The organism is Halovivax sp. (genome assembly GCA_007119345.1).
Taxonomy (GTDB): domain Archaea; phylum Halobacteriota; class Halobacteria; order Halobacteriales; family Natrialbaceae; genus Halovivax.
Genome location: SKPV01000147.1, coordinates 1 through 17,769 on the forward strand (window position 1 = coordinate 1; position 17,769 = coordinate 17,769).

The 17,769-nt window shown below is 67.8% G+C and carries 17 protein-coding genes; 8 read left to right on the forward strand and 9 right to left on the reverse strand.

Annotated features, from left to right (window positions below):
• Nucleotides 1-258: 258 nt before the first annotated feature.
• A complete protein-coding gene (locus QZT59_RS10035) occupies nt 259-1,506 on the forward strand; it encodes an MFS transporter (protein ID WP_290815138.1) in 1,248 nt (415 codons plus the stop codon).
• Between the two features lie 88 nt (nt 1,507-1,594).
• Here QZT59_RS10035 and QZT59_RS10040 read toward each other — a convergent pair whose 3' ends face one another.
• The 4 genes from QZT59_RS10040 to QZT59_RS10055 form a co-directional block, all read right to left on the reverse strand.
• The gene (locus QZT59_RS10040; protein ID WP_290815152.1) at nt 1,595-1,744 is read right to left on the reverse strand and encodes a hypothetical protein; all 150 of its coding nucleotides are present in this window, start codon (nt 1,742-1,744) and stop codon (nt 1,595-1,597) included.
• A gap of 265 nt (nt 1,745-2,009) precedes the next feature.
• Nucleotides 2,010-2,339: a cupin domain-containing protein gene (locus tag QZT59_RS10045; protein WP_290815161.1), complete on the reverse strand. Its 330-nt coding sequence runs from the start codon at nt 2,337-2,339 to the stop codon at nt 2,010-2,012.
• A gap of 165 nt (nt 2,340-2,504) precedes the next feature.
• Nucleotides 2,505-3,719 (reverse strand): PLP-dependent aminotransferase family protein, encoded by a 1,215-nt coding sequence (locus QZT59_RS10050; protein ID WP_290815171.1) that lies wholly within the window; start codon nt 3,717-3,719, stop codon nt 2,505-2,507.
• Nucleotides 3,720-3,854: 135 nt separating this feature from the next.
• Nucleotides 3,855-6,080 (reverse strand): hypothetical protein, encoded by a 2,226-nt coding sequence (locus QZT59_RS10055; protein ID WP_290815182.1) that lies wholly within the window; start codon nt 6,078-6,080, stop codon nt 3,855-3,857.
• Nucleotides 6,081-6,280: 200 nt separating this feature from the next.
• On the opposite strand from QZT59_RS10055, the gene QZT59_RS10060 reads away from it, so the two are divergent.
• Nucleotides 6,281-7,504: an amidohydrolase family protein gene (locus tag QZT59_RS10060; protein WP_290815193.1), complete on the forward strand. Its 1,224-nt coding sequence runs from the start codon at nt 6,281-6,283 to the stop codon at nt 7,502-7,504.
• Nucleotides 7,505-7,551: 47 nt separating this feature from the next.
• Here the strand turns inward: QZT59_RS10060 and QZT59_RS10065 are convergent, their stop codons facing one another.
• The 4 genes from QZT59_RS10065 to QZT59_RS10080 form a co-directional block, all read right to left on the reverse strand.
• On the reverse strand, nt 7,552-8,154 hold the full coding sequence (locus tag QZT59_RS10065) for a hypothetical protein (RefSeq protein WP_290815206.1): 603 nt from the start codon (nt 8,152-8,154) through the stop codon (nt 7,552-7,554).
• 262 nt (nt 8,155-8,416) lie between these two features.
• Nucleotides 8,417-9,460: a DUF2332 domain-containing protein gene (locus QZT59_RS10070; RefSeq protein WP_290815218.1), complete on the reverse strand. Its 1,044-nt coding sequence runs from the start codon at nt 9,458-9,460 to the stop codon at nt 8,417-8,419.
• 77 nt (nt 9,461-9,537) lie between these two features.
• A complete protein-coding gene (locus QZT59_RS10075) occupies nt 9,538-9,819 on the reverse strand; it encodes a hypothetical protein (RefSeq protein WP_290815226.1) in 282 nt (93 codons plus the stop codon).
• A 258-nt stretch (nt 9,820-10,077) separates the two neighbouring features.
• Nucleotides 10,078-10,734, reverse strand: coding sequence for a phosphate ABC transporter permease (locus tag QZT59_RS10080; RefSeq protein ID WP_290815237.1), 657 nt, complete (start codon nt 10,732-10,734; stop codon nt 10,078-10,080).
• A gap of 374 nt (nt 10,735-11,108) precedes the next feature.
• Here QZT59_RS10080 and QZT59_RS10085 point away from each other — a divergent pair, with 374 nt between their 5' ends.
• A complete protein-coding gene (locus QZT59_RS10085; RefSeq protein ID WP_290815250.1) occupies nt 11,109-12,080 on the forward strand; it encodes a phosphoadenosine phosphosulfate reductase family protein in 972 nt (323 codons plus the stop codon).
• A gap of 45 nt (nt 12,081-12,125) precedes the next feature.
• Here QZT59_RS10085 and QZT59_RS10090 read toward each other — a convergent pair whose 3' ends face one another.
• The gene (locus QZT59_RS10090; RefSeq protein WP_290815262.1) at nt 12,126-12,893 is read right to left on the reverse strand and encodes a hypothetical protein; all 768 of its coding nucleotides are present in this window, start codon (nt 12,891-12,893) and stop codon (nt 12,126-12,128) included.
• Between the two features lie 148 nt (nt 12,894-13,041).
• Here QZT59_RS10090 and QZT59_RS10095 point away from each other — a divergent pair, with 148 nt between their 5' ends.
• The 5 genes from QZT59_RS10095 (at nt 13,042) to QZT59_RS10115 (ending at nt 17,769) form a co-directional block, all read left to right on the forward strand.
• Nucleotides 13,042-13,950 (forward strand): RsmB/NOP family class I SAM-dependent RNA methyltransferase, encoded by a 909-nt coding sequence (locus QZT59_RS10095; RefSeq protein WP_290815274.1) that lies wholly within the window; start codon nt 13,042-13,044, stop codon nt 13,948-13,950.
• Entirely contained in the window at nt 13,950-14,504 is a 555-nt protein-coding gene (locus QZT59_RS10100) for a hypothetical protein (RefSeq protein WP_290815286.1), read from the forward strand. The genes QZT59_RS10095 and QZT59_RS10100 overlap by 1 nt, the downstream gene beginning before the upstream one ends.
• Before the next feature lie 259 nt (nt 14,505-14,763).
• Nucleotides 14,764-14,937, forward strand: a complete 174-nt coding sequence (locus QZT59_RS10105; RefSeq protein ID WP_290815298.1) for a hypothetical protein — start codon at nt 14,764-14,766, stop codon at nt 14,935-14,937.
• A gap of 367 nt (nt 14,938-15,304) precedes the next feature.
• A complete protein-coding gene (locus QZT59_RS10110; RefSeq protein ID WP_290815301.1) occupies nt 15,305-15,514 on the forward strand; it encodes a hypothetical protein in 210 nt (69 codons plus the stop codon).
• A gap of 323 nt (nt 15,515-15,837) precedes the next feature.
• Entirely contained in the window at nt 15,838-17,769 is a 1,932-nt protein-coding gene (locus tag QZT59_RS10115; protein ID WP_290815304.1) for an MEDS domain-containing protein, read from the forward strand.

Here is a 17,769-nt window from a genome sequence, read left to right on the forward strand (position 1 = left end):
CAGCCGTTTCGAAGGCGACGGTTTGCCAGCCGTTTCGAAGGCGACGGTTTGCCAGCCGTTTCGAAGGCGACGGTTTGCCAGCCGTTTCGAACGCGATGGTTCGGCAGCTGTTCCGAACGCGATGGTTCGGCAGCCGTTCCGAACGCGAGCTCCCTCACGCGGCTCTCCGTCGAGCGTTCGGACGGGGGAGCGCCCGCTCCGGCGCGCTTCGCTCGCCGCTTCCCGAGGCGCTTTTATCCCTGCCTCCGATCCGAGACCGTGGCGCGCTTCGAGAGTCTCCGCGGGTTCGACGCCGGCGTCTGGGTCGTCGCCGTCGCCCGGTTCGTCAACGTCCTCGGTTCGGGGATCGTCTACCCTTTCGCGACGCTATACTTCTACCGCGAGGTCGGCATCCCGTTCACGCTGGTCGGAACGGGGCTGTTCGCCAACAGCGTCGGCCTCGCGATCGGCACACTGATCGGCGGCTTCCTGGCGGATCGGTACGGCCGTCGCCCGGTGATGGTGGCGAGCATGGCCCTCGCCGCGCCGTCGCTCGCGGCGTACGCGCTGGTGACGACGGCCGCGGAGTTCGTCGTCGTCGCCGCGGTGGCGGGCACGGTGATGGGGCTGTTCACGCCGGCCAGCCAGGCGATGATCGCGGACCTCACTGACGACGAGGCGCGCGATCGCGCCTACGCCCTGCTGAAGGTGGCGAGCAACGCCGGGTTCGGCGCGGGATTCGTCCTCGGCGGCCTGATCTACGGGGTGACCCAGACCGGCGTCTTCGTCGCGAACGGGGCGACCAGCGCCGTGGTGGCCCTGGTCCTCCTCGCCGCGCTCCCGCGATCGCCGGCGGCCGAGCGACTCGAGACCGGCGTCGGATCCGTCCGTGAGACGGTACGAGCGTGGGGGCGGTCGGTAACGCATCCGACCATTCTCGGGCTCGCGGCGCTGAACGTCGGCTTCGCGATCATGTACGCCCAGATGAACTCGACGATCCCGGTGCACGCCGAGGCGACGTTCGACCTTACCAGCGAGCAACTCGGGACGCTGTTCGTGCTCAATCCGCTGGTGATCGTACTCTTTCAGCTCCCGATCGTCGCTCGGATCGCCGACTGGCGTCGGACTCGGGGCCTGCTGGTTTCGGCGGGTTTCTGGACGGCGAGCTTCGTCGCCGTCTTCCTCTCGTACGGTGCCCCCTGGGCGATCGGCGTCGGCCTGATCGGCGCATTTCTCGTCCTGCGCACGATCGGCGAGATCCTCCACGCCCCGCTGATCACCGCCCTCGCGAGCGACGTCGGACCGGTCGCCGAGCGGGGCTCGAAGCTCTCGGTGCTGGAGGTCGCGAAGCGACTCGGCTTCGGCGTCGGCCCCGTGCTCGGCGGCCTCTTCTTCGACTTCGGCGTCGATCACCTCCTCTGGCCGACGCTCGTCGTCGGCTGTCTGTGCCTGGGACTCGGCGTCCTCGCGCTCGAACGGCGCGTGACGCCCCGCCAGAACGGAACCGCCGCGGCCGTCGGCGGTTGAACCCGACGGTTCCGGGTCTCGCGCGGACCCGCTCGCGTTCCCCGTGCGCACGCTCTGCGGAACTGCCGTGCCGTCGGCCCGCCCGCGATCAGACGACGGCCCGGACCCACTCCGCGGTGACGAACTTGTGCCGACACCCCTCACAGAGGTCCACCTCGACGACCTCTCCCCGATCGAGGTGGACGTGATACTGCTGGACGGGATCGGCCTCGCCGCAGTTTGCGCACGCGTACGTCATGTCGAGATCCGAAGCTACGACGCCCGACGATATAGGCGCTTGCCCCCCGTTCGCACGCTAGAACGATGCCTCGTGCCGAGACCCTACCGGGTCGAGGCACGGGAGCCGTGTGGCTTTGCCTTGGCCCGTCCCGGCGGCGAATCGGTCCGAGGACCGATCGGGTCGGGAGCGGATGGCGGGCGGATCAGGTCGGGAGCGGATGGCGGGCGGATCAGGTCGGGAGCGGATGGCGGGCGGATCAGGTCGGGAGCGGATGGCGGGCGGATCAGGACGGGAGCGGACAGAGGCTCGCGGTGAACACGACGGGGCCGTCCGTGTCGTTGCGCGCCCCGTGGACGATGCCACGCTCGTGGAGGACGACGCCGGGCGCGTCGATCCGCTCCTCCTCGTCTTCCTGGAGCACGGTGACCGTCCCCTCCAGTACGTGGAAGACGTTCGTGCTGTCGCCGTGCTCGTGGGGATCGAGCGTCGCGCCCGGTCCGAGCGCGAACGCTTTCACGAGCACGTCGTCGGTGACGACCAGTTCGGCGGTCTCCACGGCGTCCGGCTCCGGCTCGAGATCGGCGAGCGCCGACGCGTACCTGTCGAGGTCCATGACGATACCTACCCCGCCTGCGCACTTGAAAGGAGCCGGCGACGGAGCGACCGGCCCGACCGCGCTCGTCCGACGTTCCGTCATCGCGAGCGAACGCCCCGCCTCCGCTCCGACGACGCTCCGTCATCGCGATCGAACGCCGTCACGCACCGTCACGACGCCACGTCAGAGCCGCTCGCCCACCGTCTCGGCCAGCGCCGCGATCCCCTCGTCGATCTCCTCGGGCGAGACGTAGCTGAAGGACAGGCGCAAACACCGCCCGCCGTCGCCGTCCGGGTAGAACATGGTGCCGGGAAGGTAGGTGACGCCGGCGTCGACGGCGTCCTCGAGCATCGCCTCGGCGTCGATTCCCGGGGGCAGCTCGACCCACACGAAGAACCCGCCGTCGGGTTCCGTCCAGGTCGTCCCATCAGGCATCCGGTCGGCTAACGCCTCGAGCATTCGGTCGCGTCGGCGCTCGTAGGCCGCCCGGAGGTGGGGAAGCGAGTCTTCGAGGTGGCCGGCGTCGCAGTAGCGGCCGACGACGCTTCGGGTGAAGGTGTTCGTCCCGCCGGCGGACAGCGTCCGGACGGCGTCCCGGATCGGCTCGTCGGCGAGCAGCCAGCCCAGCCGCACCCCGGGCGCGACGGTCTTGGCGAACGTGCCGACGCGGATCACGCGGCCGGCGTCGTCGAGCGCGGCCAGCGGCGGTTGCGGGTCGCCCTCGTATCGCAGGTCGCCGTAGGCGTCGTCCTCCAGGACCGCGAAGTCGTACTCGGCAGCCAGCTCCAGCAAGCGGTCGCGGCGCCGGCGCGGGAGCGTGGTTCCGGTCGGGTTCTGGAAGTTCGGGATCGTGTACAGCAGCGTCGGCGACGGCCGGCCCGCCGCGCGCCGGTCCGCGAGGGTGGCCCCGAGGCTCGCGACGTCGAGGCCGTCGTCGTCGACGGGGGCGCCGAGGATCTCCACGCCGAAGTTCTTGAACACGCGAAGCGAACCCATGAACGTCGGCTGCTCGACGACCACGACGTCGCCCGGGTCGAGGAACGCCCGGCAGACGCCGTCGATGGCGTGGGTGGCGCCGTTGGTCACCATCGCCGCCGTCTCGTCGGGGTCGATCCCGCGGTCGGCCGCGCGCTCGACCACGAACTCCTCGAGGCGCTCCGCGTACTCGCCGCCCCCGTACTGCAGCGCGCTCTCGCCCTCGACTCGGAACACTTCCTCGACGGCGTCGGCGAGGCGCTCGGTCGGAAACGACGCCGGGTAGGGGAATCCGAACGCGAGCGAGACCGCGTCGGCCGTCGCGAGGGCCCGCCAGTCGCCGTAGGTCGATCGATCGAGGACCGCGCGGGCCTCGGCCGTCAGCAGGTGAGCGGCCGGGCTCGCCGCATCGTCGGGAACCATCTCGTGGGTGGTCAGGCGGACGAACCAAAAGCCTGCGTGTAGCGGAGAAGGTGGCGGGGCGGTCGCGGGCGGCTGGCGAGCCGCCCGGGCCCGGCGGGGGATCGACGCTCCTCGGTGCCCGTTCGGCGACCCCGCTCAGCTCGTGTCCAGCTCGATGACGGTCGTCTCCGTCACCGCGGCGTTCGCCTTCCGCCAGAGCCGGTTCGTCGTCGAGACGCCGCCGCCGAACTCGCTCGCGACGTCCCCGCGCGCGTACTCGACGGGTCCGAACGCGTCGGTCCCGGTCTTCTCGGGGGCTTCGACGTAGTACGTCGCCTCCCCGCTCGCGTCGTCGACGTCCAGCGAGACGACCTGCCGGTAGCCGTCGACGGCCCGAACGGCCGCGACGTCGCCGCCGACGACCTCCCAGCCGAGCGGAATCGCGTCGCGGACCCGTACATTCTCGTCGCTCTCGACGGCGATCGTGATCCGGTGGGTCTGGCCCGCCGTCACCGCGGACGCGTCGTGGTCGCGCGAGACGGCGGCGTCGACGGGCGCGTCTTCACCGACGGGAACGTCGTCCTCGTGGACGACGTGCGGGCCGCCGTTGATGCCGCCCGCGAAGGCGACCCCGTTGCGCTGGACGAGACACCAGAAGAACGGCGTCGACGCCGTCAGGCCGTCGCCGAGTTCCCCGCCGCCGCTCATCGTCCGCTCCTCGGGAATCTCCTTCCCGCGGCGGTAGTACGCCGTCTCGAGGAGGTACCAGTCGTCGGCCGGATCGCCCGGCTCCGCGTCTTCGAAGCGGTCGTCGTACTCTTCCACGTCCGGCCCCGCCGGCAGGGGATCTCCGGGGGCGACGATCCGGTAGATCCGCGCGCCGGCGTGGTAGTGACCCGCGTAGATGCGACCATCGGGGTCGACGTCGAGGTTGTGCGGCGAGAGCCGGAAGTTGCCGAACCCGTCGTACTCGTCGGGCTTCTCGTCCGGATCGTCCTCCCTCTCGGCCTCCGCCTCGAAGCCCGCGGCGTCGCCCCATCCCTCGTCGGCCGCGCCGTCGATGAGGATCCAGCCGTCGAGTTCCCGCGGCTCGGCCGCGGGATCGGCGCCCGGCCGATCCCGGTACATCTCGAACGGCGGTTCTGTCAGCGGCTCGTACAGGTCGTCGTCGGCGTTCCAGAGGATCGAGGCCGCCCCGAGGTAGACCGGTTCCGAGTCGCCCTCGATGACGTCGTCGAGCGGATCACCGTCCACCAGGTAGTAGTAGCCGGTCTCGCCGTCGTTGAGGGCGTTTCCGCCTTCTTCCTGCGGGTCGCTGTCGGGGTTCTCGTGGCCGACGACCATCACCCGCTTGCCGTCGATCAGCGTCGGCGCGGGGACGGTGTGGTGGGCCCGTTGACTCTCGAAGACGCCCAACTCCTCGATGTCCGTCGGGTCGGAGACGTCGAGAATCCGCGTCCCGGCGTCCAGATACCCGAGGTAGGCGATCGGAATCCCGTACCTCGGATCCTCCTGGACGACGACGTCGTGAGCGTACGTCTGGAGCGGATTCTCGATCCCGTCGCCCGCCGTCTCCTGGCCGGGCCACGTCCAGGTGTTGGCCTGCGCGAGCTGGTCCGTCCCGCGCTCGAACGCGAAGACGTTCATCGAGCCGCTGACGCCGTCGGCGCCGTGAGCGGTGAAGACGTACTCCTCGCCGCCGATCTGGTGGTGCCAGCAGTTGTGCGGGCCGAGCACCCACCGCGAGATGCTCACGCTGTCGACGACCTCCGGGTTGCCGGGGTCGGAGACGTCGACGGCCAGCAGCGCCGCGGCCTCCGCGCTGGTTGAGTGGTCGTCCGTCGAGAGCAGTCCATCCTCGTTCTCGCCGAACAGGGCGGTGAGCGGCTGTTTGCAGACGAAGACGTAGTCGCCGTCGTCGGAAACCTTGACGTCCATGCAGGCGGATTCGGTGTTGTCGTTGCGGACGAACGACAGCACCGTCAGGTCGGCCCCGTCGAGTTCGTCCTCGCTCTCGGCGCGGGTGAAGTCGCTGATCTCCAGAATCGCGAGGCCGCGCTGGGTGTCGTCGTCGGTGTCCGAGAACATGGTCACGAACGCGAGGTCGTCGTGGACGCGAAGCTCGGTCATCCCGCCGACGTGGGCGTCCTCGGGCTGGCCGGATAGACTCGCGGAGCCGACGCCGCCGGCGCTGTGGTAGCCGACGAGTTCCGACCGCACCGCGGTGTCGGCCACGTTGTCACCGAGGTAGCCGTCGGTGCCGCCGCCGAACTTGTTGTGGGCGCCGGCCCGCGTCCCGAGGGCCGCGACGCCGAGCGCGCCCGCCGCCGCTTTCATCACCGCTCGCCTGGTCGCCGTTCCGAGCGTGTCTCGTGGGAGCATGGTTCTCCGTGCGGTGGCTCGACAGGTCGCTGGTAAGGGTTTGGGACAAATCCGTCCAAACGACCGCCGCGGCCCCGCCCCTCCGCGATCGTTCGAGCGGGGTCGAGCGGACCCGGGCGCGCTCGATCGCCGCGGCGGCGCGGATCGCGCACCGTGCCGGGAGCCAAAACGGTTTGCCGGTGGGGCTCGACACCTCGGACATGCGATACATCGACTGCGGCCTGCTGTACGACGGCACGGGCCGGGAGTTCCTGTCCGACGCCCGCGTCGTGATCGAGGACGGACGGGTGAGCGAGGTCGGTCCGGTCGAGGACGTCGAAGCGCCCGCGGACGCCGAGCGCATCGACCATTCGGGAGAGGCCGTGATCCCCGGACTGATCGACGCCCACCTGCACATCTGGGGAACCCGCGCGATGGACCCGTTCACGTGGGTCACCGAGACGGACCGCGAGTCGCTGCGGGCGGCCCGCGCGACGGTCGACCTCCGGCGGATGCTCGAGGCCGGCTTCACCACCGTCCGCGACGTCGGCAGCGACGTGGCCATCGGCCTCCGCGACGCCGTCGAGGAGGGCGAGATTCCGGGTCCGCGGATCTACACGAGCGGGCGGGCGTTCTCCCAGACCGGCGGACACGGCGACCGTCACTTCCTGCCCAAACGGTGGCTCGACACCGAACACGACTCGTCGATCGTCGACGGTCCGACGGCCTGCCGCGAGGGCGCCCGCAGCCGAATCCGCGAGGGCGCCGACCTGATCAAAATCTCGACGACCGGCGGCGTCCTCTCGGAGAAGGACGAGCCCCACCACAGCCAGTTCACCGACGAGGAGATCCGCGCGTTCACGGAGGAGGCCCACCGCGTCGAGATTCCGGTCGCCGCCCACGCCCAGGGCGCGCCGGGAATCAAGAGCGCGCTGCGAAACGGCGTCGACACGATCGAACACGGCATCTACCTCGACGACGAGTCGATCGACCTCCTCCGGGAGACCGGGGCGGTGCTGGTCCCCACGCTCTCGATCGTCGACCGGATCTGCGAGCACGGCGAGGACCACGGCGTGCCCGAGTGGGGGATGCGAAAGGCCGTCGAGGTCCGGGAGGACCACGTCGAGTCGATCGCCCGCGCCTACGAGGACGGGATCCCTATCGCCGCCGGTACCGACTTCATCGGCCCGGAACTCGTCCCGCACGGGGAGAACGCGATGGAGCTCGAACTCTTCGTCGACGCCGTTGGAATGGACCCCGTCGACGCCCTGTACGCCGCGACCGGCGCCGCGGGGGAGACGGTCCCGGACGACGACGTCGGGACCCTCACAGCCGGCGACCGGGCCGACCTCGTCGCCCTCGCGGACGATCCCCGCGAGGACGTCTCCGTCGTCCGCGACGGGATCGCGGCGGTCTACAAGGGCGGCGAACTGGTCGACGGGTAACGGCGAACCGGTCGACGGGTAACGGCGAACCGGTCGAGAACTGAGGGTCAGCCGGTTTCGTCGCCGCCCGCCCGGTCCCCGTCCGTGCCGCGCTCGCGCGCGGGAACTCCCGCAGCCGGATCCTCGATCCAGTTGTAACACCGGAACGACTCCGGCGGCCGATCGCCCGTCAGCATCTCGATCGGAACGAATCCGCGGCCGCCGCGGGCCCCGGTCGGGCGCGCGTCCGCGTCCTCGTAGCGCATCACCTTCGCGTCGAGCGATACGGTGAGTTCGATCGTCCCCCGGTGGTCGTCGTCGGGGTCGAACGTCAGGTCGACCGCCGACGGGGCGATTCCCAGGTAGGCCCGGTTGTCCGCGCCCTCGACGGCCAGGTCGTGGCTGATCAGCGCGCCGGCGAGCCCCTCGAGCCAGTCGGCCATCGCGTCGGCGTCGAGCTCGCGTCTGCAGTCGAACCCCTCCGGCGACACCGTTCCCGAGTCGAACGCGAGGGTCGGGTAGACGAGCTGGTCCGTCGGGAGGACGTGGTCGGTCGATTTTGGGTCCGGCGGCGTCTCCGGGACGTCGAGGTCGTTCGACCCGGCCGTCTCGTCGGTCCCGTCCCGGTCACCGTCGTCGCTCGTCGGCTCGGCGCCCTCGTCGTCGGTCATCCTTTCCGACACCACCGTCTCGTCGCGGTCGGGATCGGTCGGGGCCCAGCTGGGATCGGCGGGGTCGCGGCCGGGATCGGTCGGGTCGCGGCCGGGATCGATCGGGTCGCAGCTGGGATCGGTCGGATCGCGGACGTCGTCGTCCGGACCGATCCGCCTCGTTGGGGCGTCATGCGTTCGCTGCCGCCCGTTGGCGCGATCGGACCAAGAATGTGTGGAAACGGGGCCGCGGATACCCGCGGTGGACGAACGGGACGGGCGATCACTCCGCCAGCCACTCGATCCACTCCCCGTAGGACTCGAACCGAGCGAGTCGGGTCTCCTCGACCGCGCCGCCGTCGAACGCGACGAGGCGGTACGTCGGGGTTCCCGGTCCCACGTCGGGATCGCCGGAGAGCCAGTACAGCGGTCGATCCCGCCCGATCGTCCGGAGGGTTTCTCGAAGGTCGGCGACCAGTTCGTCGTCGAGCTGGTAGCAGACGAGGGTGCTGTAGACGATCAGCGCGGCGGCGTCGGGCGCCCCGCGGCAGAGCCGCGGCACCGCCTCGACTAGATCCCCCTGCTCGACCGACGGCGGGTCGGCCCCGGCAACGTCGAGGGCGGCCTCCAGTCGTTCGTGCCGGCCGGGCTGGTCGGGCGGGATCAGCGCGTGGAGCCACTGCGCGTCCTCCGGGTCCGCGGGATCGAGGGGGTTCAGGTCGACGCCCCGCCGGGAGATGACGCTCGGAACGCGGTCCGGGAGCGGCGGGTCGCGATCGCCCCGAACGGCGGTCGAGAGCCCGACCGGCGAGTCGGGGTCGCCCGCCCGCCCGACGCCCGCGTACTCGTACCCGTACCGGTCCCAGTTGGCGTTCAGCCCCGCGCTCGCGCCGAGTTCGACCGTGGCCAGCCGCCGGCGACCCGCGAGCCGCGCGACGAACTCGAACGCCGGCAGGAGTACGACGGACCGGCCGACGTCGTTCGTCTGGACGCTCCGCGTGCGGACGAGCTCCCGGATGCGATCCTCGTAGCGCGGACAGAAGTCCCGGAAGTGGTCGGCCGCCGCGCCGGCGCCCTCGCCGTCACCGTCGGGCGTCCGTCCGTCCCCCGCTCCGTAGTATCGCTCCAGCGGGTGATCGGCGCCGGAGCGGACCACCGCGTGGACCGCCGCGAGCAGGAGCTGCGGGGCGGTCTCGGGCGGCGCCGCCGACGCGAGTTCGAGAAGCCGCGGGTCGTCGGCCGCTACGCCGGCCAGCCGTTCGTACAGTGGCGAGACGTCGGCCGCCCAGGCGGCGTAGCGCTCGAAGGCGCTCGCGAGTTCGTCCATCGATCCGATCGGTCATCCGAGCGAAGGAAAAGCCACCGACTTCCCGATCGCAGACCCCGAACCCGACCGCGCGTCCCTCAGAGTCGTCGTTCGCCGAACAGCTCGTCCATCGAGGGGCCGCCGACCGATTCCCGCCCGGCCGTCTTCTCGACGCGTTCGGGCGGTTCGACCGCGCCGGATTCGAACACGGCCGGTGCGGGCTCGGCGGCGTCGGCCTCCGACGACTCGTCTGCGAGCGCGATGATCTCGTCCGGGGATCCCACCTCGCAGTCGGCGAGGATCTCGTCCACCGCGGGCTCCGCGTCGAGCGCGGCGAACGCCTCCGTCGCGCACCGGCCGGCGGTCCGGTTTTGACTCATGGAACCAAGTCGGTGCACTATCCGTAAAAAATTACGTCAGACGCGTGACTGACGCGTACGAGCTAAAACCGGACGGACCGGCCGTCCGCGCCGGCTCCTGCCCCCGAACGTCTGTCGGCGGCGATTACGGCCCCGAACGTCTGTCGGCGGCGGCACTCGCAACCGACCGCCCGTGGCCGGCGATCGCTGCGATCGGCGTCCTCCCGGAGCCGGACCACGCACCCCGACTCCTCGCCGGCGATAGCATCCACGCCCGGATTATCCGCCCGCGCCCTTCTCTCCGCGATCGCGGCCCATCGCCGCGCCCGGGAGTCGCGCGACCAGGCGTCCGACGTACCCCAGTTTGAGGAGTCCGATCTGGACCGAGAGCCCGACGACGACCAGGCCCAGGAAGATCGGGTCCGCGGCGTCGAGCAACAGGGGATCGACGCTGGTGGCCGCCCGAGCCTCTTCGAACGCCTCCAGCGTGAGCGATCGGCTCGTCAGCGCGGCGCCGATCACCGACGTGAGGACGATCATCGTCGTGTGCGTCAGCACCATCCCGGCCAGCGCCACGGCGACGCCGATGCCGACGGCCGCGCCCCACTCGACGTACCAGGCGCCGTCGACCAGCACGGGGGCGAGGATCGTCAGCCCGATGTAGGTGCCGACGCCGAAGCCGATCGCCGCGACGGCGACCGACAGCAACAGGTGCGCGGCGACGACGCCGACGACGATTCCCGCGGCGATGCCGACGGCGGAGGCGGCGACGCCGCCCACGCCGATCGCGGCGCCGACGGTCGGTGCGGCCAGGTAGCCGCCGCCGGCGCCCAACAGCGCGCCCATGAGCGCGACGCCGTACCGGGAGAGCGTCGCGCCGGCGATCAGGAGTACCGCGCCGATCGCGACCGGCGCGACGACGGTTGCGTCTATCATGGGAAGTTCCTTCGTCCAGAGCAGGAAGTATCTTATGTCCGACAGTCACCACGTCGGGATCGTTCCGTCCGTCGACCGGTCGCTCGCCGCGTCCGGTCTTCAGGGGTGGTCCGATCCCCGAATCTCCGGACTCGTCCCCGACTCACGGACCCGTCGACGGTTCGTTTTCCCGCCCCGTGCACCGACCTCGCCCGGATTCGCCCGCGGGACGCGGAGGCGGGAAGGGCTCGACCGCGACCGGTCGGCTCCCGGTCGTTCTCAACCCTTGCGGGTCGCCGACACCACTTTTCTCATCGCCGGTGGCGTATCCGATAGCGTCAGCGCCTTCCGCAGGCGTAAGGAATTTACGACCCCTAATTACATATCATTACACCATGAGCACCGACACACCGGTTTCGGCGGACGTCGACTACGAGGACGGCGCGGACGAATCGCCCGCGGACTATCCGGCCCTTCAGGACAAGATCGAGAAGGCGATCGAGGTGACGAGGGCGGGCCTCGAGCGCTACGAGAACCCGGCGGTGATGTGGACCGGCGGCAAGGACTCGACGCTCGTGCTCTACTTCGTGACGGAGGTCGCCGAGCAGTACGACCTGGAAGTCCCGCCGGCGATCTTCATCGACCACTACCAGCACTTCGACGAGATCCACGACTTCGTCGACACCTGGGCGAGCGAGTGGGGCGTCGAGGTGATCTACGCGCGCAACGAGGATATCGGCGAGTACGTCGACGCGAACGACCTCGAGCCGGGCGACGAGATCCCCGTCGACGAACTCTCGCCGCACAACCAGCACCACGTCGAGGAGATCCTCGAGTACGAGGACGACTCCTTCCCGTTCCTGCTCGACACGTACGCGGGCAACCACCTCCTCAAGACCGTCGCGCTCAACGACGCGCTCGAGGAGTACGACGTCGACGGCGTGATCTCCGGCGTCCGCTGGGACGAACAGGAGGCCCGCGCGGACGAGACGTTCTTTTCGCCCCGTCACGACCCGGAGATCTACCCGCCCCACGACCGGATCCACCCGATCCTCCAGTTCGACGAGGCGGCCGTCTGGGACGCCTTCTGGAACTTCGTCGTGCCGGATACGGTAGAGGAGTTCCCCGACGACGGCTACGTGCCCGAGGGAGCCGACGATCTGCCGAGCGGCCTCGATCCCGCCGACACGCCCGTCTCCCCGAAGTACTGGGAGGGCTTCCGGTCGCTCGGCAGCGAGATCAGCACCGAAAAGAGCGACGACGAGCCCGCCTGGCTCCAGGACCTCGAGGGAACCACCGAGCGAGCGGGTCGCGCCCAGGACAAGGAGGACCTGATGGAGCGACTGCGCGACCTGGGCTACATGTAGCCGGGCCGGTCGTCGGTCCCCGGCCCGCGAACGAGCCGATCGCGGTTACGAGTCGTCCCCGCTATCCGGCGACGGGCGGACGAGGTTCGCGAGCGCGACCAGAAGCCCGAGGAACCAGCCGGTCGAGACGGAGAAGCCGAACCACATCCCGGCGTAGGCGGCGCCCTCCAGCTCGTAGTTCTCCCGAAGGAACTCGTTGGCCCCGCCGACGAACAGGACGTTGTCGAGCAGCCAGGCGGCGAAGTCGTAGCTCGGCTCGAGGACGTACGGTTCGAGCGACGGCGTGACGAGCGCCGCGACGACCGGCGGAAGGAAGATGGCCGTCATGGCGAACGGGTACGCCAGCAGGACGGTGGTCGCCCGGCCGCCGTACTTCGAGCTGACCGCGGCGATGGTGGTCGAGACGACCGCGACGCTGCTGGCCGCCGCGACGGCCAGGAACGAGTTCCACGGCAGTTCCAGGTAGGCGACGAGGCTCAACAACCCCCAGATCACGATCGCCAGAACGGTGACGCCGACGACCCCGAGCCGGGTCGCCGTCGAGTCCAGCTTCGATGCGTAAAACCGGGTCGCGAGACCGAACACGGCGAGCGGGTAGAGCACGAGGAGGCCGAGGGCGCCGATCAGGTACCAGCCGTAGTAGGTGATGGCCTGCGGCAGCGTTTCGGGCTTCCACTTCCCCATGACCGAGTGACCTCGGCCGCGTTGGCGGGGGAAGACGATCTCCATCCACGCCCCGTGCAGCCTCGCGAGATCGATCTTCACCGCGCCGACGATGCCGACGCGGCCGCGGGTCCCTGCGCGGGTTGACATACCCGACTTCTCCAACCGGTGTACCGTAAACTTTCCTGTGCTTCGTGATGGGATGACAGATCGTCCCCCGGGTCCCCGAGCGCGCTCTCGCTCGGCACCGTCCCCGGCTTCGAAACCCACAAACACCGGCCCCCCGAATCCCCGATCGATGGAACCACTCGAGCGGTATCGACCGATCGTCGACGACTTCGACGCCTTCCTCGAGGCGTGCGAGCGACCGCTCGGCACGGCGGTGCGGGTCAACGCGATCAAGGCGACGCCCGAGCGAGCGACGGCGACTCTCGAGGAGGAGGGCGTCGGCTACGAGCAGGCCGAGTGGCACCCGCGAGTGCTCCGCCTGGAGACGGCCTCGCCGGGGGCGACCTGGGCGTCGTTCCACGGCTTCACCCACGGTCAGGAGGAGGTGTCGGTCGTCCCGCCGATCGTGCTGGACCCGCAACCGGGCGAGACCGTCTGGGACTGCTGTGCCGCGCCGGGCGGGAAGGCGACCCAGCTCGCGGCGCTGATGGACGACCGCGGAACGGTCGTGGCCAACGACAACAACCTCGGGCGGCTCTCGGCGCTGCGGTTCAACGCCGAACGCCTCGGGGCGACGGCGCTCGCCGTCACCAACGCCGACGCGCGCAACTACTCGCTCGCGCCGTTCGACTTCGAGGCGTTCGACCGCGCGCTCGTCGATGTCCCGTGTTCGTGCGAGGGGACGATCCGGAAGAACCCGGACGCGCTCGACGAGTGGTCCGAGCACGGCGTCCGTTCGATCGCGGGCGTCCAGAAGGGTATCCTGCGTCGGGCCGTCCAGGCCACCCGCGAGGGCGGCACCGTCGTCTACTCGACGTGCACCTTCGCGCCCGAGGAGAACGAAGCGGTGGTCGACCACGTCCTCGGCGAGGAGGACTGCCGGGTGGTCCCGTTCGACCTGGCGCTCGAGCACTCCCCGGGCGTGACGAGCTGGGACGGCGAGGCGTTCGATCCCGCCCTCGCGGACGCGGCCAGGATCTACCCGCACCAGAACGACACCGGCGGCTTCTTCGTCGCGAAACTGGAGGTGACCGGCTGATGGCGGGGGACGATTCGGTCGACGACCCGGAGTCGATCGAACCGGAAAATCTCGTCGAGAACGACGGTCAGCGCTTCGATCGCCTTCCCGAGACGCCGGCCGAGCGCACCGTCGCGGGTCGGGTCTCCCGACGCGAGGTGCTTGACTACTACGAGGAGCGCTTCGGGATTTCCCCGGAGACGTTCGCCGATCACACCTTCTGGGAGAAAGGCGCCGGCAAGATCTGGGTGTACGCGGGCGAGGCACCGTCGCCGACCGAGGTCGAGGCGCTCGGGATGCTCTGCCTGCGGACGCGCCAGGAGCACTGGAAACCCACCACCGACTTCGCCCAGCGGTTCGGCCGAGTCGCCACGCGCTGCGTGATCGACCTCGACCGCCCGTCGGCCCGCCGGTTCGCCGCCGGCGAGGACCAGGAACTCGACTGGGATGGCGACTGGGGGTACCTGATCGCCGCGCACGACGTGGCTGGCGAGCGCGAGCCGCTGGGAATCGGCCTCTACGTCCACGGGGAGTTGCGGTCGCTGATCCCGAAGGGTCGGCGGCGGGAGCTGTAGCAGTAGATCGGCGCACGACTTCTTTCTACCGTCTCGCACCTGGAACTGAAACGGGCGATTTGGTAGCGACGTCTGCGTATTGACCACCGGATGTTCTATCCGAACTGGAGGGTTCGGAAGATCGGGCTGCATACAGGACGCGAATGCAGTACAAACCGAGAGCCGGTCTTCGAAGGGATGCTGATCGATCAGTACAGATTCGGAATCGAACAGTCCGATCACAGTACTGTTGATTCAAATATCAGAATATTCCGGTCAAATGCACCAAGAACGCTATCGAAAGAGCGTCGAGATTGCGTTGATCATATTGGGTACGCTACAGGCTGGATACGGCGGCTGGCACGCCGATTATCTGGTCATGATGCTCGGATCCGTCTATGCGATTATCGGCGGAACGTTGCTCGGAACGCGGTTCAGCCTCGACGGTCGGTAGAACTGGCTACTGAACGGGGGTTCACCTGTTTCGGCGAGAAACAAACGGAGCCGCCGTGCTGAACTCATCCGCTGTATCTTGCACGCCGTGTTTGTCAGGCACCGATATAAACGATCCATCGGTGAATGATTGGATCCACGACTTCATATTCGATGCCGAACATCTGTATTCCACTTTTCGAAATACGTGGCGAGAACGTTGTACGAACTACTGCGTGTTCTGGGCAGAGTGCTATCAATCACTCCTGAAGGCCTAAACAACGCCTGATGAAGTTGGGATGAAAAGAAATAACTGAGATAATGTTACCTCTTCGATTTATTCGGGGATGAAGTGAGGTTTTAAGCTGAGGATGTCGTATCCATTTTTGATGGATCGAGACGATTTGCCTACGGATGCTGAGGATACCGAGTCCGATGAGCCCACCCTCTCGGATCGGATTGAAGCCTCTGACGACTTCAGGACGGCACTTGAACAGTCAACCGGGATCGTCGTCCAGCATCGTCGAATCTTCCTTTTGCTCGTGATCGGCAGTTTGCTCCTCGCAGCGATTCTAATCGGCTACCCCTTCTTCCGATGATACTATGAATCATCGTCGAAGTGATGGAAGTGACGGCTGCCCTAATCGGTCCATCATCAGCCCGACCCGATCCCGAATGCGGGTACTCGGCAGTTCGGCCAGAGTCTGCTGAATCCATAGCGCGACTGTGACACGAGATCCTGGTCGATTTTCGGCGATTGAGGTCGTTCACTACAGATTATTCGGTCAACACCTCGTTGGGTAACGGGAACCTTTTTCCACGAGCCGATCGTTTCGCGTTGATAAGGGCATGGCACGCTGGGACCCAGCCAAAACTCTCCCTGCGTCTCTCGATCTCCAGTACTCACCACCTGCACCCGATCATGAGCAAACAGCAATCAAACGAGGATACGACGTTCGGCCTCGATGGAGCCCTCACGGGCGTCGAAACGCGGCGGAAGGCGACCGCAATCTGCGACCACCACGGCGAGGATGGATCGAACGATCATCTCGCGTCCGTGTACGATAATCAAGACGATCAGTTCGCCGCCGTCGTGCCGTTCATCAAAGAGGGGCTGGAACAGGGCGAACAGTGCCTCTACGTCGCGGACGATAATACGGTCGAGGAAGTCCTCGGCGCGTTCCGTGAGGGTGGTATCGACGTCGAAACCGCCCGAGAATCCGGTGCGTTATCGATTCACACCAAAGCGGATACGTACCTCCGCACGAGCGAGTTCGAGCCGGAGCAGATGCTCGAATTCTGGGAGGAAACGCTCGCCGAGGCGCGTGATCGCGAGGGCTACGACGGCGTGCGAGCCGCCGCCGAAATGACGTGGGCGCTCGACGAAGATACTGGACTCGATCAGCTGATCCGGTACGAAGCACTGCTCAATACCATTTACGAGGGAGATGATTACGTCGTTCTCTGCCAATATAACCGTGACCGGTTTTCCACGGACGTCCTGTCGGACGTGATTCGAAGCCATCCGCTCGTCGTCTACGACGGGACGGTCTGCCAGAACTTCTACTATCACCCGCCGGACGAGTTCTTCGGCACCGACCATCCGCCACTCGACGTCGATCGGACGGTCGAGGGGCTCGTCAGGCATGCGGAAACCCGGCGTGAACTCACCGAACGTGATCGATTCCAGAGCCGGCTCTACGAGATCACGTCAGACCCCGATCGTTCGTTCGATGAAAAACTGCAGGCCCTGTTCGAGCTCGGGTGTGAACGATTCGATCTCGATCTGGGCGGGATGGCCCGAATCGATCCACAGGTGGACATCTTCGAAGTCGAATACGTCAGCGATACGCACGACCATCTCCAGCCCGGCACCAACGTGAGCCTCTCCGAGACGTATTGCCGGGTCGTGACCGATGATGCCACCCCGATCGGTATCACTGCACCCGCGGATGAAGGGTTCGAGGGAACGACCGCTTACGAGGAGTTTGGCGTCAAATCGTACCTGGGAACGCGGCTCCGAGTCGAAAACGGACTCGATCGTTCGTTCTTTTTCGTGGCACACAACTCCCGAGAGACGTCGTTCTCCGACGCTGAGCGGACGTTCCTGAAATCGATGGCGCAGTGGGTCCAGCAAGAACTCGAACGCCGCGAGTACGAGCACCGTCTCGAGGAGTCCAACGAGCGCCTCGAACAGTTCGCCTACGCCGCCTCACACGATCTGCAAGAGCCCCTGCGGATGGTTTCGAGTTACCTGCAGCTACTCGAACGCCGGTACGGCGATGATCTGGACACGGATGCGGAGGAGTTCATCGAGTTCGCAGTCGATGGAGCGGTCCGGATGCGGGAGATGATCGACGGTCTCCTCGAATACTCGCGGATCGAAACCGACGGTGATCCGTTCGAACCCGTCGATCTGGAAGCCCTCACCGACGATGTGCTGACCGACTTACAGCTCCGCATCGAGGAGACCGATGCCGACGTGACCGTCGAACCTCTTCCCCACGTCGAGGGTGACGGGAATCAACTTCGGATGCTATTTCAGAACCTGATCAACAATGCCATCGAGTACAGCGGTGACGAACCGCCGAGAGTGAGCGTGTCCGCGGGCCGCGCTGGCAACATGTGGCGCATCTCCGTCCGTGACGACGGAATCGGCGTTCCGCGAGACGATCAGGAACGCATTTTCGAGGTCTTCGAGCGTCTTCACGCTCGCGACGAACACGGCGGTACGGGCATTGGACTGGCCCTCTGTGAGCGGATCGTCGAGCGCCACGGTGGCACGATTTGGGTCGACTCGGAGCCCGGAGAAGGATCGACGTTTTCGTTCACGCTCCCGCCCGTCGACACGTAA

Bases quoted from the DNA above. Each gene is read 5' to 3' on its own strand.
- QZT59_RS10040 (WP_290815152.1), bottom strand. From the start codon at position 1,744: ATGACGTACGCGTGCGCAAACTGCGGCGAGGCCGATCCCGTCCAGCAG.
- QZT59_RS10070 (WP_290815218.1), bottom strand. From the start codon at position 9,460: ATGGACGAACTCGCGAGCGCCTTCGAGCGCTACGCCGCCTGGGCGGCC.
- QZT59_RS10090 (WP_290815262.1), bottom strand. From the start codon at position 12,893: ATGTCAACCCGCGCAGGGACCCGCGGCCGCGTCGGCATCGTCGGCGCG.
- QZT59_RS10100 (WP_290815286.1), top strand. From the start codon at position 13,950: ATGGCGGGGGACGATTCGGTCGACGACCCGGAGTCGATCGAACCGGAA.
- QZT59_RS10105 (WP_290815298.1), top strand. From the start codon at position 14,764: ATGCACCAAGAACGCTATCGAAAGAGCGTCGAGATTGCGTTGATCATA.
- QZT59_RS10045 (WP_290815161.1), bottom strand. From the start codon at position 2,339: ATGGACCTCGACAGGTACGCGTCGGCGCTCGCCGATCTCGAGCCGGAG.
- QZT59_RS10080 (WP_290815237.1), bottom strand. From the start codon at position 10,734: ATGATAGACGCAACCGTCGTCGCGCCGGTCGCGATCGGCGCGGTACTC.
- QZT59_RS10060 (WP_290815193.1), top strand. From the start codon at position 6,281: ATGCGATACATCGACTGCGGCCTGCTGTACGACGGCACGGGCCGGGAG.
- QZT59_RS10110 (WP_290815301.1), top strand. From the start codon at position 15,305: ATGGATCGAGACGATTTGCCTACGGATGCTGAGGATACCGAGTCCGAT.
- QZT59_RS10050 (WP_290815171.1), bottom strand. From the start codon at position 3,719: ATGGTTCCCGACGATGCGGCGAGCCCGGCCGCTCACCTGCTGACGGCC.
- QZT59_RS10085 (WP_290815250.1), top strand. From the start codon at position 11,109: ATGAGCACCGACACACCGGTTTCGGCGGACGTCGACTACGAGGACGGC.
- QZT59_RS10115 (WP_290815304.1), top strand. From the start codon at position 15,838: ATGAGCAAACAGCAATCAAACGAGGATACGACGTTCGGCCTCGATGGA.
- QZT59_RS10065 (WP_290815206.1), bottom strand. From the start codon at position 8,154: ATGACCGACGACGAGGGCGCCGAGCCGACGAGCGACGACGGTGACCGG.
- QZT59_RS10095 (WP_290815274.1), top strand. From the start codon at position 13,042: ATGGAACCACTCGAGCGGTATCGACCGATCGTCGACGACTTCGACGCC.
- QZT59_RS10075 (WP_290815226.1), bottom strand. From the start codon at position 9,819: ATGAGTCAAAACCGGACCGCCGGCCGGTGCGCGACGGAGGCGTTCGCC.
- QZT59_RS10055 (WP_290815182.1), bottom strand. From the start codon at position 6,080: ATGCTCCCACGAGACACGCTCGGAACGGCGACCAGGCGAGCGGTGATG.